The sequence below is a fragment of the Acetobacter okinawensis JCM 25146 genome, assembly GCF_000613865.1.
Taxonomy (GTDB): domain Bacteria; phylum Pseudomonadota; class Alphaproteobacteria; order Acetobacterales; family Acetobacteraceae; genus Acetobacter; species Acetobacter okinawensis.
Genome location: NZ_BAJU01000023.1, coordinates 1 through 14,827, shown reverse-complemented (window position 1 = coordinate 14,827; position 14,827 = coordinate 1). Strand labels below are relative to the sequence as shown.

Genomic DNA, 14,827 nt, shown 5'->3' with positions numbered 1-14,827 from the left:
GGACCCATTCTCCAAAATTGCCATTTCGGAAACAAATCAATTCCACTACATTTACACCCACCACCACCCCCAAGGAGCCCCCATGCTAAGCCTGAACATAAACGGACAACCCCACCAGGTGGACGTGGACCCGGACACCCCCCTGCTCTGGGTTCTACGCGATGTTCTGGGCATGAACGCCACCAAATTCGGCTGTGGCATAGCCCAGTGCGGTGCTTGCACCGTGCATATGAACGGGCAGGCTGTACGGGCATGCAACCTGCCGGTAGGCCTGATCGGGGAGCAGCCCATCAGCACGCTGGAAGGGGTGGACCCGACCGACCCGGTGGTCAAAGCCGTGCAGGCGGCATGGATCGCGCTGGACGTGGTACAGTGCGGCTATTGCCAGCCCGGGCAGATTATGGCCGCCATTGCCCTGCTGCGCACCGTCCCCCACCCGACAGATGAGCAGATAGACAGCGCCCTGTCCGCCAATCTGTGCCGTTGCGGAACCTATATGCGCATCCGTGCGGCTGTCCACCACGCTGCGGGAGCACTGGCATGACCACGCACGCCACCACCGGCACACCGGCACCTCACGCCACTCACACTCCGGCGCGGGCCAGCCGCAGGCAGGTTCTCGGGGCCGGGGGAGCCCTTCTGCTGGCAACTCTCTGGCCAACACCCCGTAGCGGACGGGCGCAGTCCGCCCCCCGCCCCGAACAGGGCCTGCTGGTTGAAAACGCCCCGTCGGCCTTTGCCCCCAATGCCTATATCCGCATTGCAGCAGACAACCGCATCACCCTGATTCTCCCCAATGTGGAAATGGGACAGGGCATTTACACCGGCTCCGTCATGCTCCTTGCCGAGGAACTGGGCGTGGATATGGCGCAGGTCGCCATTGAGGCCGCCCCGCCGGGTGGCGGGGCCGAAATTACCGGAGGCTCCACCTCGGTCATGACCGAGTGGCTCCCCCTGCGTCAGGCAGGGGCTGCGGCACGCAGCATGCTGGTGCAGGCCGCAGCCACCCGCTGGCAGGCCAACCCGGCCGAGTGCACCACACGCTCCGCCACCATCATCCATACACCCACTGGCCGCAGCCTGAGCTTTGGCGCAGTTGCGGCACAGGCGGCAACCCTGCCCGTGCCACAAAAACCAGCACTCAAGGACCCGAGCACCTACACACTTGTCGGCCACGCCCAACACCGTGTGGATAGTGTGGCAAAGGTGCAGGGGCGCGCGGTGTTTGGCATGGACATTCAGGTGCCGGGGCAAAAAATCGGCACCGTGGCCGCCTGCCCGGTAGAAGGCGGCACACTGGGGGGCATGAACAAGGCAGCAGCCCTTGCCATCCGTGGTGTGCAGGCCGTGCTGGTCAATGCGCAGAACAACACCGTTTGCGTTGTGGCTGACCATTACTGGGCAGCCCGCAAAGGCCTGCGCGCACTCAAGCCACACTGGCATGATGGCCCTAACGCCCACATCAACACCCAGACCATTTACGAGCAGTTGCACGACGGGCTGACCGGCCCCGCCATTGTGGCCAACACAAAAGGCGATGCCCCGGCCATTATCGCCCGTGCCCATGCCACGCACACCGCCACATACCAGCAGCCCCTGCTGGCCCATGCCCCCATGGAGCCCATAAACTGCACCGCCCATGTGCGCCCCGATGGATGCGACATATGGACCGGCACCCAGATTGCCGACCGCGCGCGGGACACGGCAGTGGAACTGACGGGCCTGCCCAAAGACAAGGTTATGGTGCACTGCCAGTATATTGGCGGGGGATTTGGCCGCAGGCTGGAGCATGAATATGTTACCCAGTGCGTGGATTTTGCCCGGCAGGTTCCCTACCCGCTCAAAATCATCTGGAGCCGTGAGGAAGACCTGACGCGCGACCGCTACCGCCCCGCCTATGTGGACCAGATGAGTGCGGCTCTCGATGACAAAGGCTTTATAACCGCACTGACGCACCGCATTGTCGGCCCTGCGGTTGTTGCCCGCTGGGACCCGCCAGAACTGACCAAGGATGGGTATGACGAGGACCTTTCGGTCGCCACGGTCATAACCCCTTACAGCTACCCCGCCTACCGGCTGGAATTTGCCCGGCGCGAAGCCCCCGGCATTATAACCGCATGGTGGCGCGGCGTTGGCGGCACACGCGGGCTGTTTGTGGTGGAAGGCTTTATAGATGAGCTGGCCCAGCGCGCAGGGGCAGACCCCGTGGCCTACCGCCGCGCCATGCTGGCCCAGAACCCCCGCGCCCTTGCCGTGCTGGACCGGGTTGCACAGGAGGCAGGCTGGAACACACCCCTGCCACCGGGCCGCGCACGCGGTGTGGCCGCGCAGTTTGCCTTTGGCTCCTACATGGCCAGCATTGCAGAGGTGGAAATGCCCGACCCGGACAACGTGATTATCCACCGCGTGTGCGCTGCGGTCGATTGCGGGCGCGTTATCAACCCCGATCAGGTTATCTCCCAGATTGAAGGGGGGCTGATCTTTGGCTTTAGCGCCGCTCTTTATAACGAGATTACACTTAAAAACGGACGGGTACAGCAGACCAACTTCAACACATGGCGTATCATGCGCATGAACGAGGCCCCGCGCAAAATTGACGTCTTCCTTATACCCAGCACGGAAGACCCCGGCGGCATTGGCGAGGTTGGCACCGCAGCAGCAGCCCCCGTGCTGGCCAACGCCATGGCCGCGGCACAGGGGCGGCGCTACCGCACACTGCCTCTGCTTTCTGCACGCAATGCGACGGCTGGCAAGGAGCAGCTGATGCGTAACTTCATGCACATATCTTCTTTTTTGTCCGGCCTGCCGCGTGCCATGTGCGGTGCGCTCGTTGGCGGCGTTGTTGGTGCTGCCGCCATGTTTGTGCCCGCACCCCATGCCCACGCCACCCCACTGCCACCCAACGTGGAAAAAGGGCGCTACCTGGCCCGCGCCGCAGACTGCGAGGTCTGCCACACAGCCGAAGGGGGAACACCTTACGCAGGTGGGCGGGCCTTCAGCCTGCCGGGGATTGGGGTGATGTATGCACCCAACATTACACCGGACAAAACCGCAGGCATTGGCGCATGGACTGATGAGCAGTTTGTCAGCGCGGTGCGCAAAGGCGTGTCCCCCCATGGCAAGCGCCTTTACCCCGCCATGCCCTACACTGCCTACGCCCGCATGAGCGATGAAGAGGTCAGGGACATACGCGCCTATCTGGCGACCCTGCCCCCATCCAGCCAGAAAACACCTGCAAATACCATTCATTTTCCGTTCTCAATCCGCTCGCTCATGGTGTTCTGGAACATGCTCAACGGCCCCGCCGCCAGCTATGCGGATGACCCCGCCCAGTCGGCGGAATGGAACCGGGGGCGGTATCTGGTGGAAGGGCCTGGCCATTGTGGAGATTGCCATACCCCACGCACCCGCACCTTCGGCTGGACAGCAGCCGGGCACTGGGTGGCAATATCATCAACGGCTGGCGTGCCTATAACCTGACATCTGACCGCCAGAGCGGACTGGGCGCATGGAGTGATGCGGAACTGGCCCAGTACCTGTCCACCGGTCATGCCGATGGGCATGGCACGGCAACGGGGGATATGGCCGATGTGGTGGGCCATAGCCTGCGCTACCTGAGTGCCCCGGACATTCACGCCATGGTGGTTTATCTGCGCAGCATCCCCCCCCTGCACACGGCGGAAGATGCGCTGGAGCGCACAACACCCCCTGCGGGTGATGCCGCTCTCCCGCAGAACACACGCGGCGCACGCCTGTATGCCTCCACCTGTGCAGGCTGCCACATGGCCGATGGCACGGGCCGCCAGTCCAGCTTTGCCACCATAACGGGGGCGCGCTCACTGGGGGCGGATAACGGGCGTAACCTTGTGCAGGTGCTGGTGCAGGGGAGCGGCATGCAGACCGCAACGGGTGTGCAGATCATGCCGCATTTTGTCGGTGGGGGACTGAGTGATAGGGACCTGGCGGATATTGCCAGTTTTGTCATGACCCATTTTACCACCGCCACGCCCCATAACATGGAGCAGGCCGTGCAGGACGCCAAGCGGGCCAACTAGCCCGCACCCGCCGCCTCCTGCACCATAGCGGAGGCGGCAGAACTTCACGCCGGGATCTATCAGGCGTTGAGGTAAATGGTCTTGGTCCGCACATAGGCTTCCAGCCCGTGCTGCCCGTCCTCCCCACCCAGACCGCTATTTTTGTAACCATGGTGGAAGCCCTGTGGCTCCTCACCCGCACCGCGGTTGACGTACACCTCGCCAAACTCCAGTTCGCGCGTCATACGCAGCACCCGGCCCAGATCTTTGGTAAACAGGTAGGCCGACAGGCCATACTGGCTCTCGTTCGCCAGTTTAAGGGCCTCATCAAAATCCCGCACCTTGAGCAGGGATAAAACGGGGCCAAACACCTCGTCGTGCACAATGTCCATACCGTGGCGGACGTTGCTCAGCAGTGTGGGGGCGTAATAGGTGCCGCGATCATACGCGCCACCTTGCAGCCGGTGCCCACCCAGTTCGAGTGTAGCCCCCTGTGCAACGGCCTTCTGCACCATGGCGTCCACTTTTTCCAACTCTGTCAGGCTGACCTTTGGCCCCATGTCCGTGCTCTCATGCAGGGGGTCGCCCACTTTGAGTTTTTCCATACGTGCACGCAGGCTTTTGGCAAAACGATCGTACACCGCCTCGTGCACATAGGTGCGCTCGTTGGCAGTACAGACCTGACCACAGTTAAAAAAGCGTGCACTGACCGCCGCCTCCACTGCTGCGTCTATGTCCGCATCCTCCATAACAATAAACGGCGCCTTGCCCCCTAGCTCAAGCCGCACCTCCTTCAGATGTTCGGCAGCGGCGGCCATGATTTTTTTACCCGCAGGTGGAGCCAGTCATGGTGATCAGCGGCACATCCGCGTGGGCCACCAGTGGTACGCCTACATCCGGGCCATCCCCGGTTACAATGTTCAGCACACCTTCGGGCAGGCCGACCTCCTGCGCCAGAGCCGCCAGCGCTAGTGCGCTAAGCGGGCTTAGCTCGTGCGGTTTGACAACAATGGTGTTGCCCGCAGCCAGAGCCGGGCCAATTTTACGCGCGCACAGGGCAAGCGGGAAGTTCCACGCAGCAATGGCCCCCACAACGCCATGAGGGACACGGTCGATGAGAATTTTTTCCCCCTCGAGCTCGGCCGGAATGATCTCTCCTTGCAGGCGGCGTGTGTTTTCGGCTGCAAAGCGTAAAAGGCCTGCTGCAAAATCCACCTCCATCCGCGCTTCTGTAATGGGTTTGCCCATTTCCGACGTAATGGTGATGGCCAGTTTTTCGCGCTCACGCACCACCGCGCGCTCCAGCGCATACAGATAATCCGCCCGTGCAGAAGCCGTTTTTGCACTCCATGGCCCAAAAGCCTTGCGGGCAGCAGCAACCGCCCTGTCCACATCCTGCACGCTCCCCTTGGCTGCTGCTGCCACATCCACCCCGTTGGCAGGATTTGTAATGGTGACATACGCACCCGATTCAGGCTTGACCCATTGGCCATTGATGAACAGCTCGTGTTTTTTCAAAGACATTTCCAATATAATCCTTAACTGTTGCAGTTATTATGGCGCGGGAGCCTGTGCGTGGGTGTGTGGCAAAACATGCTGGTTCTGTCTGTCTATTTCACACATTGGCCATTGGCTATACTGGCATTGCAGGTGCAGCATGTGGTGGCTTGAGGCATGCGCTGCGCCATAGCCAGGTGGACAATGCACACCGTGGGTATGGGCCTGTTCAGGCATAACGCGCAGACAAACAAATGCTGTGAGCAACCCCACCATACCCCGGCCGGAACAGGCACAGGGTGATGGGAGAAGAGGATATGAAAAACCGCTTAAAAAACCAGTACTATGCATATTTGGGGGCGTTCAGCCCCCTGCACCTCTGGTTGTGTTTTTTCAGAATTCCTCGTAGGTCGCGGGGTCCTGACCGAAAGAGCGCCCGTCTGGGCGGGCCAGTGTGGCAATATCGCGCATGTCCTGATCAGTCAGTTCAAAGTCAAACACAGACATGTTCTCAATCTGGCGTTCACGGTGGGCCGCTTTGGGTATGGGTACGGAACCAACCTGCACATGCCAGCGCAACACCACCTGTGCTGGAGTTTTGCCAAGCCGCTTGGCAATACGTGCAATCAGGTCATCAGACAGAATTTTGCCGCCACGCCCGATCGGACTCCAGCCCTCGGTCACAATGCCGTGCTTCTGGTGGTACGCCCGCATTTCGTCCTGCGGGAAGTAGGGCGAAAGCTCGATCTGGTTGATGGTTGGCAGCACGCCGGTCTCGGCCTTGAGCTTGTCCAGATGGTCAGCCAGAAAGTTACATACGGCAATGGAGCGCACATAACCGCGCTTCTGTGCCTCAATCAGGGCCTGCCATGCCTCCACGTACAGCCCCTGTTTGGGGTTGGGCCAGTGGATAAAATACAGGTCATAGTAGTCCAGCCCAGCACGGTAGAGGGATTCCTCAATGCAGCTCAGGGCCTCATCATACTTGTGGTGGCGTCCGGGCAGTTTGGAGGCAATGCTCAATTCCTCACGCGGGCGCCCGCTCTGGCGCACCGCCTGGCCCACGGCACCTTCGTTCTCGTAATTAAAAGCGCTGTCGAGCGCGCGGTAACCGACGTCGAGCGCGCTGAGCATACCCTGCACGCCTGCCGCACCGTTCAGTTTGTATGTACCAAAAGCTATAAGTGGAAAGCTCCGGCCATCGTTCAGGGTTAGTTCAGGAATAGTCACGCCTGCATTCTCCTTGATTATGGATGGACCCCGTGTAAACTCCCACACGGATTACCCTTAACACCTATGTGTGCATGAAGGTTCCACCCCCCACAAGGCCAGAGCAGGCAGGTGGGGTACGCATGGTATGCCGCTCCACTGGACCTCATGGGGGCAGATTGCCCCCACCCATCACAGGGGGCCTAACCTAAACGGCGGCGCGCCCGGCCTTGCGGCTATGGGTAATATAGGCCTGCACCGTGTCAAACCCGCTCTCCCATGCATTGAGCAGGCTTTCCAGATGTTCGCGGTTATTAACCAGTCCGCGGGCGATCAGCACCCCCTGCTGGTCCAGCAAAAAGGCTGCTGGCAGTTTGTCCACCTCCAACGCCCGCCCCAAAGCAGGATCGTTGATAAACCGCGCAGGCTCTGTGCCTGTCTGGTGGGCAAAATGTTCCTGCACGGCCGCTGTGTCATCCCCCGCCAGCACAAAGTCCAGCCGTTCCCGCGCACAGACGTTGCGGGCAATGGGAATAACCTTGCGAGAGATCGGGCATGTTGCTGACACAAACAGAAGCAGGCGCGGCATAGCCCCACCAGCCAGCGCCATGCTCTGCCCATCCAGCGTTGCAAACGCATTACCTGGGCATACATCCCCCGGCTGGGGGCCACGCGCGTTGGTCAGAGCCCCCACGGGTGCAATTTCCTGAAAAAGCCTGCGCAGACGGAGCAACATGCGCCATGCCACACAAAATGCAGCGCACAGCAGAATGCTGAGCATGGCATTCACCAACACAAGTGTTTGCAAACTGGCCTGCGTCATACCACTCCCCCGCGTCCGGCTGCTGGCCGCTCAGTACGACCAGATGGCATCGCAACTGAACCAGAACATATTGTTGGTGCCATTATTGGCATAATTGACCGTCGGATCATCCGTGGGAGAAACACGATTGAACGGACGGGTGCCATTGAGCGCCTTGTCCAGCCGCACTTCGGGGCGAATGGAAAAGCTGCCGCGCGGCAGTTTGAGGAACTGCGGCCGGTAGGTCACGCCCACGGTCAGTTCACCATAGGTCGTGCCGGGGGCGGAGTCATACGGATAGGGCCGCCCACGCAGCTCGTTGACATAGGACATGGGGGACGTGTTGTTCCCCACCACGCTGCCATTATTGTCGCGGAAGATTTCGCCACGCGCATTGAAGGTGAGCGAGGGCGAGAAATCATGCGAAAAATAGGTCGTCACACCGTACACGTCGTCCTGAAGATAGTCGTCGTGGTAGTAGGTGCCATTGAGCGTAATGGAGCTTGTATCGTTCAGCTTATAGGTCGCCAGAAAGTCGCCAATATATTCCATCTGGTGGTTGGCTTCATTCCCAATGGCGTACACGCTCTGCTGGGGACCAAGATAGGCAATGGCGGCCACATCAAGCTTGCCGTCGGCAAGGCCGCTCAGCTGCACGCCAAAATAGCCTTTGGGGCGCGTGTTGTTTTTGGCCCCGCCAAATGTGGTGGAGTTACCCGCATTCACCCCCATGACCCACGCAACCGTGTCGGTCATGTGCCATGTGGCCAGCACGCCCACGGTTTCAAACGGCACAATGTAATCGGATGAATAGTTGTAGGAATAAAAGGGGCGCTCCAGCGCATCCGTACCCTCAAACCCCTGAATCCCGTACTGCTGACCAATCTGGAGGTCTATGCCCCCTTTGCTCAGCCATGGCAGATGCGCATCAATATGGGCCTGTGTGGGTGCCCACTGGTAAATGCCCGTCAGGCTGCCATCCCCCATACCGATGGTCGGGTTAAAGCGTGCGTCCGAGCCGTACAGCACCTCAAACACAAACCCTATGCCATACCCACCGCCTATATCGGTGGTGGGGTGGGAGAGCGTGCCGGTAATCTGGTTAAGGGTCGCAGTGTTGGCACGGTCCACGTAGGACTGCGCCAGTTGCGGCCTGTATGCGTCCACGGGTTGCCGTTTACACCGGCCTCGACCACCAGATGACCTTCAAGGTCATCAAACCATGTGTGATGTGCTGTTGGTTTAAGGTTGACCTCGTCCTTTGCCGCCTGTGCCTTTTCTGCCGGGGTTTCCTCCAACACCAAGGGACGCGCCGTATCACCGGGCGTTATTTTTTCCTGCGCCAGTGCGGGCAGCGCCGCCAGTTGCAGGGTCAGGCACATCCCCACGGGTAAAGGGCGGCGAAAAAGCATTCTTTATTTGCTCCACACATCAGATACGGACAAAAACGGGCAGACCGGGTTGGTACGGCTTGTGTTTGCTACAGGCTGGAGGACGCGCGAGCAAAAGTCATTTTACGTTTTCATGTCATAGTGGTGTTTTTGCCACGCGCTGCGGCATAACAGCCACAGGCGCGTCATCAGCACTCAGCCAGCGCCCGGCCCGTGCGCACAGGCTGCAAGGGCCCGCTCCAGCACATGCGCACGCGTGGCCATAAAATCCGGGCCGGAGAGCGGGTGCGCCCGCCATGCATGCACCTCGGCTGCGGTATAGGGCTTAAAGTCAGGGGGCGTGCTGCTCCCCCCCAGCGTGATGAGCACAAAATTCATGACATCAGCCAGCGTCTGGTCATCACGGATCAAAGACATGGAAACACCGGGCACGCGCACCAGATAGGCGCGCCCCTCCGGCGTGCAGGCAAAACTGCCCACGCTGTTACGCAGCGTAGGCACAAAGGTCGGGCCGGATATGCCCTCAATCCCGTGGCACCCCCCACAGTGCGACACATAAACCGACTGCGTGTGGCTCAGGGTCGTCGCACCCGCCACCGCATCCGGTACAGTGTGCAAAGCCACGGGGGGCTGGGGCGTACCTACAGCGGCATGGGTGCGCACGGCACCAGCCAGAAGCACGCCCACCACAGCACAGGCGGGCAGCAGGCAACGCAACAACGCCGCTCGCATAATCAGGATGCTTTGCCGATCACAGCGGCAGTGGAGCAGTTGTACATTTCCGATGTACCCGTGCCAAAGCACCAGATAATGTCGTTGTTGGCCATGGGGCGGTAGGAGGGCTGGTCCCCATCGGTACCAAGGCATGTGACCTCGTTACACGAATCCTGCCCACAGCAGTCGCGGTAGGCAATCATGTAGGAGTTCCCATCCTGCGGGTTGTAGCAGCTCCCGATCCATGATGTGGGGGACGGGGCGGTGCCGGGCGGGCAGCTATGCACACCACCACCACAGGAGGAGCAGAGATTGCCGTCAATGGCGCAGTAACGCCAGTAATCACAGGCGTTGGGGTCTTTGGCCTGAGCCTTGGCACCAAAAGGTGTCGTCGCTTTGGCCACACCCTTACCTGCACTGGCGGCAGGTGTCGCAGCAGAGGCACGGCTGACCGGCAGCAGCGGGAACAGCGGCACAGCAGCAGCCAGCCCACCCAGACGGGCCACCACGCCACGGCGGGACGTGCGCCCGGCAAAGTGGCGCAGTGCGGTTTCGGTCAGGCGGTCGAACAAGGATGCGCCCTGTTCCGTTTTTTGTGTGTGTTCAGAAGGCAACATGGGCATTCGCTCCTGTCTCTTTCATAGGGTCTGGCAATGCGGGGCGGGCAGCACTTACGCCGTCCAGCGCCCCTTCAATCTGACGTCGGGTATTTACTAGGTCTTTGGCCAGTATGGTGCCGCGCTCATCAAGCAGCACCAGCGATGGCATACGGTTGATCTGCAACACCAGGGCCAGTTCAACCCCGGTAATAAGTGGAACGCCCTGCATTTCCGGTCGTGCCTGCTGCATGGCGCGGAGTTCGGGTTCGGGGCCATCACCCACAAATACAAGCTCCAGCCCACGCTCGGCTGCAATCTGGCGGGCAATGGGGGAGACCCGCTTGCACACGGGGCATTCCGCCGCCACAAACAGCAAGAGCTGCCGCTGGCCTGCGGGCAGAAGGTCCCCCACGGTAAAGGGCCTGCCGTCTAGTGTGTGCAGGATCAGGCGCGGGAGAACCTGCCCCACATCCAGTCCGGGCTTGACCTCCTGATCCCCCAGAGGGGCCAGACGCTCATGCAGCACGCCAATCTGGCGCGCCAGAGCAACCAGCACAACCGCCAGCAGCAGCACGGCCAGCACAAGGGCCGCCTGCCAGACGTAAAGCAGTGTCATCATGCTCCGTACTCCCCCGAGCCGGGTACGCGCACAGGCGGCAGCACCTGCATGGCCTGCCACAACAGATACACACAAACACCACCGGCAACACCACAGACCCACACGGCGGGAGAAAGCCCGCCCGCAAGGGCAAGCCCCAAACAGGGCACAAGGGCGCACACCGCACACACCAAGGTACGCAGCACAACGGCCCACGAGAGCTTCTGCCCCGCAACACCGGGTGTGCACCCACAGGACAGGTCCGTGCGCCCACGCAGGACGTTCACCCCCATGGCGCAGGCAAACACAACCAGCAAAGCAGCGGCCACAATGCTGCCCACAAAAGCACCACGCCCCGAAAACAGGAGAAGAGCCACCCCTGTTTCGGTTATGGCCAGCGCCCAGGCTGCACTCTCATACAGCCATTCGGGAAGCAGACGGTACGATGCAAGCGTGCCCAGAAACGCATCATGCGCACGCAGCTTGGCAACCCCTGCTACCAGAAACAGCGCACCGATGCCGCCCGCGCACAGGGCGGCAAACAGTTGGCCTGCCTGCACGCACCATGTGGGCGCGGAAGAAACCCAAGCCTGAAGGCTCATCCTTCACCCGGCGCAACCGTAAAGATAAGGGATGTGCCGAGCGCTTTCATCGTCCGCAGCAGCTTGCCGGTGCGCGCGTCGGAGATAAAGAAGTCGCCTTCCTCATCCGTTGTAAACATCAGAGGAGCGGCGTCCTGTGTGATGCCCACCATGGTGCTGGCAACCTTGAGCGGCATGCGGCGGATACGCTTATGGGTATCCGTATTATACACCCACACTTCTGTTCCCGCATCCTTGTGGGTCCAGAACGTGCCGCGGTGCATGAGCACATACAGTTCATGCGTAGCCTTGTGCAGGGCGGACATCTGCCACCCACCCGGCCGCCATGTTACCTCAAACGGAGCAGAAGCATCGGGGGCGGGCTTGAGGCCAGCACCCACCTGCAAGGACCACGCAGGCTGCACAGTGGAGTTGGCAGACAGGGTGGTCGGGTAAACCTTACCGCTATAGCTGATGAAATACGTTGAGCCGTCTTTAGCCACGCTCGGGCTCTGCTCAAAAATACCATCCTTATCCGGCTCAAAGAACGGAGCGGTGTGGGTTACACTGGCCTTGCCATCTGCTTCCAGGCTGACATTGCTCAGAGAACCATCGCCACACAGGGAGGAAAAACCGGCATTGCCCCATGCATAGGCCAGCGCGCAGCGGGAACTTCCACCGTATGGGTGATCTTGTGGTCCTTTGTGTCCACCACTTCCACCGCGTTGGCAGGGCTCATCTGGTACACATAGACCCGCGCACCATCGGCACTGATGGCCAGATTATTGCGTTTGGGCGTAACCAGCGCGCGTGAGGGCAGTTTTTCATCCACCATCAGCTTCAGGGTCTGGGCGTCGTATTCAGCCAGCAGGTCATTGCGTGCGCCACGGTTGCCACGTTCCCATGTGGTTTCCCCCACATAAAAGCGGCTGGCATCGGGGGCGAGCACCACATTGGGGTTGTAAGCGGCCTGTACCATACCCAGCAGCACGCCCTTGTCGGCGTCCACCACGTTTACACGACCATCCTTGTTATGGCTGTAAACCGCGTCTTCCACCAGAACGGTGTGAGGGCTGTAGGGTTTGAGGGTCACCACGTCGCTCTGCTCGGTTTGCAGAACAGGTTCGGTGGCCAGAACAGGCGCTACGGATGAAAAAAAGGCCGCGCTGCCAAGAAGCAGGCCAACCCAGAATTTACGTGGACAAAGAACGGACATACGGACCTGTTTTTCTCTCGTTTCCTTCAGGATTTTCGTATCATAGCCGTTACTGTTGCATTTTCAACACAAATATAACCACACATCTGCGTTTCCTGATAAAACCAGAAAAATACCAGAAGAAACAGCCAGACCCGCTTTAAAAATTTCCTTCTTTTTTGAAGAAACGTTGCAAAAGCCAGCGCGCAGCAACCCCGTGCGAACCCTTGGCGTGCCAGACCACCGCAAGGGGAGCCAACCGGTCGCCCGCGTCAAATTGTTGCTCTAACACAACAATATCGGGTGCTGCGGGAGACGCCGCCAGAACATGGTCGGAAACAAAGGCCCAGCCTATGCCGTGGCGCACCAGTTCCAGTATGACCCAGTGACTTTCCACCCACCAGACCTCCCCCGCCACCCGCAGGTAATGCCGCTCGCGCTCACGCTCACGCGCGGCCACCAGAATCTGGCGGTGGCGCTTGAGGTCCTCACGCGCAACGGGGCCACCCTGCGCCAGCGGGTGGTTGCGCCCGCACACCAGCTTGAGCGGCACCCGCCCGATGGTGCGGAATGCAAGCTCTGGAGGAATGCGATGCTGCTGCCACATAAGCCCAAGCTGTGCCGCGCCATCACGCACAAGCTGACCGACGTCTCCATGAGCGGGAACAGGATTTCCATCTCCACATGGGGAAACACCTGCGCAAACTCGGCAAAGACCGGGCCAAGAGCGTGCTCGGGATAAAGCTCGTCTATGGCAACAACCAGCCTGTTCTCCACCCCGCTTTCCAGCGAGCGGGCAACGCCTATCAGATGTTCGCGCCGGTCCAGCACCACACGGGCCTCGCGCAGCAGGCGCTCGCCTTCAGCACTCAGCACCGGAGTGCGCCCTGTACGCACGAACAGGACCACCCCCAGATCCACCTCCAAATTGGCAACATGCGTGCTTATGGCCGACTGCGCCCGCCCCAGAGCGCGAGCTGCTGCGGAAAAAGACCCCGCATCCACCGTGGCCACAAAGGCCTCAAGCTGTTCGAGTGAAACGTTCATCCATCTGTTTTTCTGATAGGTTCTATCTTTCCTTTCCCAGAAGGCCAGATAGATTGCCGCCATGTCAACTTACGTACCTACACACGCCCCGGCTTTGGGGGCTACCGGGCCTGCGGCCCCTTCCGCCACTTCTGCCGTGCAAGGCAGTGTCCCCACGCGCTCGCGCATGGACCGCCTGCGCCATGTTGTGCTGTTTGAGCTGTTTGCACTGGCCACCACCATCCCTGCGGGCAGCGCCCTGTTTGACCTGCACGAATCCGCCATGGGCGTTATTGGCATTGGCAGCGCCATAACCGCCATGGTGTGGAATTACCTGTACAACCTTGCCTTTGACCGGGTGATGGTCCGCCTCTACCGCACCACGCACAAAACCATGCGGGTAAGGATGGTGCACACCGTTGTGTTCGAGGCGGGGCTCCAGCTTGTGCTTGTACCCGGCATTGCGCTGTACACCCATGCGTCCATGCTCGGCGCTCTACCACTTTCGCTCTCTCTGGCTCTATTTTATCTGGTTTACGCCTTCGTGTTCAACATGGCTTATGATCGGGTTTTTCCCCTCCCCCACAAAGCTAACCCACACGCCAGATAGGCCGCTCCCGCCCAGATCACTTTTGGGGCGCAACCGGCGAGTTGTTGCATAGAAAGTATTGCGACTAATTCTCATTTATGGTTGAGTAGGATGAGACTCGCAATATTGAGGTGCAAAGCTCATGGTTGTCTGCTCCTGCAACCTGCTGACCCATAAAGACGTTGAGGCCGCCGTGGCCGGTGGTGCAAACCACCCGCGTGAGATTTATGCAGCACGCGGCTGCAAGGCACAGTGCGGCAACTGCGTAAAGGGCGTTGTGTGCCTTCTACGCGAGGCCAAGCTACGCCACATGCAGCAGGCCGAACTGGCCGCCCACGCCGCACGCCAGCACGGCGTAGCACTTGCCGCTTCTGCCTGAATCACAAACACCCCACACCAGCCTCTCCCCCCGCTTGCGTAGCGGTTACGCTTCTGGCACCGATGCGGGTATGACCGATCCTGTTTTTGTATTGGGCGGAGGTGCCTGGGGCACCGCACTGGCCCTGCATGCCAGCCGCACCGGCGCACAGGTCTACCTGTGGGCACGCACCGCCCAGACCCTGCCCAACGGGGCCATGCCCCGCCTGCCGGA

The 14,827-nt window shown here is 60.4% G+C and carries 11 protein-coding genes and 6 pseudogenes; 7 read left to right on the top strand and 10 right to left on the bottom strand.

Annotated elements, in window-relative coordinates:
• Positions 1-82 precede the first annotated feature (82 nt).
• From JCM25146_RS10115 to JCM25146_RS23850, 4 genes and pseudogenes are all read left to right on the top strand, one after another.
• On the top strand, positions 83-544 hold the full coding sequence (locus tag JCM25146_RS10115; RefSeq protein ID WP_025827735.1) for a (2Fe-2S)-binding protein: 462 nt from the start codon (positions 83-85) through the stop codon (positions 542-544).
• Positions 541-2,757 (top strand): annotated as a pseudogene (locus JCM25146_RS18680) (molybdopterin cofactor-binding domain-containing protein); the annotation flags it as partial. The gene JCM25146_RS10115 and the pseudogene JCM25146_RS18680, both read left to right, overlap by 4 nt.
• Before the next feature lie 6 nt (positions 2,758-2,763).
• Positions 2,764-3,480 (top strand): c-type cytochrome, encoded by a 717-nt coding sequence (locus tag JCM25146_RS24915; RefSeq protein WP_369347407.1) that lies wholly within the window; start codon positions 2,764-2,766, stop codon positions 3,478-3,480.
• Entirely contained in the window at positions 3,390-4,055 is a 666-nt protein-coding gene (locus JCM25146_RS23850; RefSeq protein WP_242401049.1) for a c-type cytochrome, read from the top strand. The genes JCM25146_RS24915 and JCM25146_RS23850 overlap by 91 nt, the downstream gene beginning before the upstream one ends.
• A 59-nt stretch (positions 4,056-4,114) precedes the next feature.
• Here JCM25146_RS23850 and aldA read toward each other — a convergent pair.
• The 10 genes and pseudogenes from aldA to JCM25146_RS18660 form a co-directional block, all read right to left on the bottom strand.
• A pseudogene (aldA, locus tag JCM25146_RS18670) lies at positions 4,115-5,558 on the bottom strand (aldehyde dehydrogenase).
• A 366-nt stretch (positions 5,559-5,924) separates the two neighbouring features.
• A complete protein-coding gene (locus JCM25146_RS10090) occupies positions 5,925-6,761 on the bottom strand; it encodes an aldo/keto reductase (protein ID WP_025827731.1) in 837 nt (278 codons plus the stop codon).
• 187 nt (positions 6,762-6,948) lie between these two features.
• Positions 6,949-7,548 carry a thioredoxin domain-containing protein gene (locus tag JCM25146_RS10085; RefSeq protein ID WP_025827729.1) on the bottom strand — a complete coding sequence of 200 codons (600 nt, stop codon included), beginning with the start codon at positions 7,546-7,548 and terminating at the stop codon, positions 6,949-6,951.
• A 45-nt stretch (positions 7,549-7,593) separates the two neighbouring features.
• Positions 7,594-8,954: pseudogene (locus tag JCM25146_RS10080) on the bottom strand (outer membrane beta-barrel protein).
• Positions 8,955-9,128: 174 nt separating this feature from the next.
• Complete coding sequence (locus JCM25146_RS10070) at positions 9,129-9,665, bottom strand: cytochrome c family protein (protein ID WP_148299041.1); 537 nt, start codon at positions 9,663-9,665, stop codon at positions 9,129-9,131.
• Between the two features lie 2 nt (positions 9,666-9,667).
• A complete protein-coding gene (mauA, locus tag JCM25146_RS10065; protein ID WP_025827723.1) occupies positions 9,668-10,264 on the bottom strand; it encodes a methylamine dehydrogenase (amicyanin) small subunit in 597 nt (198 codons plus the stop codon).
• Positions 10,251-10,862: a thioredoxin domain-containing protein gene (locus JCM25146_RS10060; protein ID WP_369347406.1), complete on the bottom strand. Its 612-nt coding sequence runs from the start codon at positions 10,860-10,862 to the stop codon at positions 10,251-10,253. Before JCM25146_RS10060 ends, mauA begins: the two co-directional genes overlap by 14 nt.
• Complete coding sequence (locus tag JCM25146_RS10055) at positions 10,862-11,446, bottom strand: MauE/DoxX family redox-associated membrane protein (RefSeq protein WP_025827720.1); 585 nt, start codon at positions 11,444-11,446, stop codon at positions 10,862-10,864. Before JCM25146_RS10055 ends, JCM25146_RS10060 begins: the two co-directional genes overlap by 1 nt.
• Positions 11,443-12,641 (bottom strand): annotated as a pseudogene (locus tag JCM25146_RS24910) (amine dehydrogenase large subunit). Before JCM25146_RS24910 ends, JCM25146_RS10055 begins: the two are co-directional and overlap by 4 nt.
• A 139-nt stretch (positions 12,642-12,780) precedes the next feature.
• Positions 12,781-13,667: pseudogene (locus JCM25146_RS18660) on the bottom strand (LysR family transcriptional regulator).
• 61 nt (positions 13,668-13,728) lie between these two features.
• Here JCM25146_RS18660 and JCM25146_RS10040 point away from each other — a divergent pair.
• From JCM25146_RS10040 to JCM25146_RS23845, 3 genes and pseudogenes are all read left to right on the top strand, one after another.
• Positions 13,729-14,256, top strand: coding sequence for a PACE efflux transporter (locus JCM25146_RS10040; RefSeq protein ID WP_025827718.1), 528 nt, complete (start codon positions 13,729-13,731; stop codon positions 14,254-14,256).
• Between the two features lie 121 nt (positions 14,257-14,377).
• On the top strand, positions 14,378-14,614 hold the full coding sequence (locus tag JCM25146_RS10035) for a (2Fe-2S)-binding protein (RefSeq protein WP_025827717.1): 237 nt from the start codon (positions 14,378-14,380) through the stop codon (positions 14,612-14,614).
• A 34-nt stretch (positions 14,615-14,648) separates the two neighbouring features.
• Positions 14,649-14,827 (top strand): annotated as a pseudogene (locus tag JCM25146_RS23845) (hypothetical protein); the annotation flags it as partial.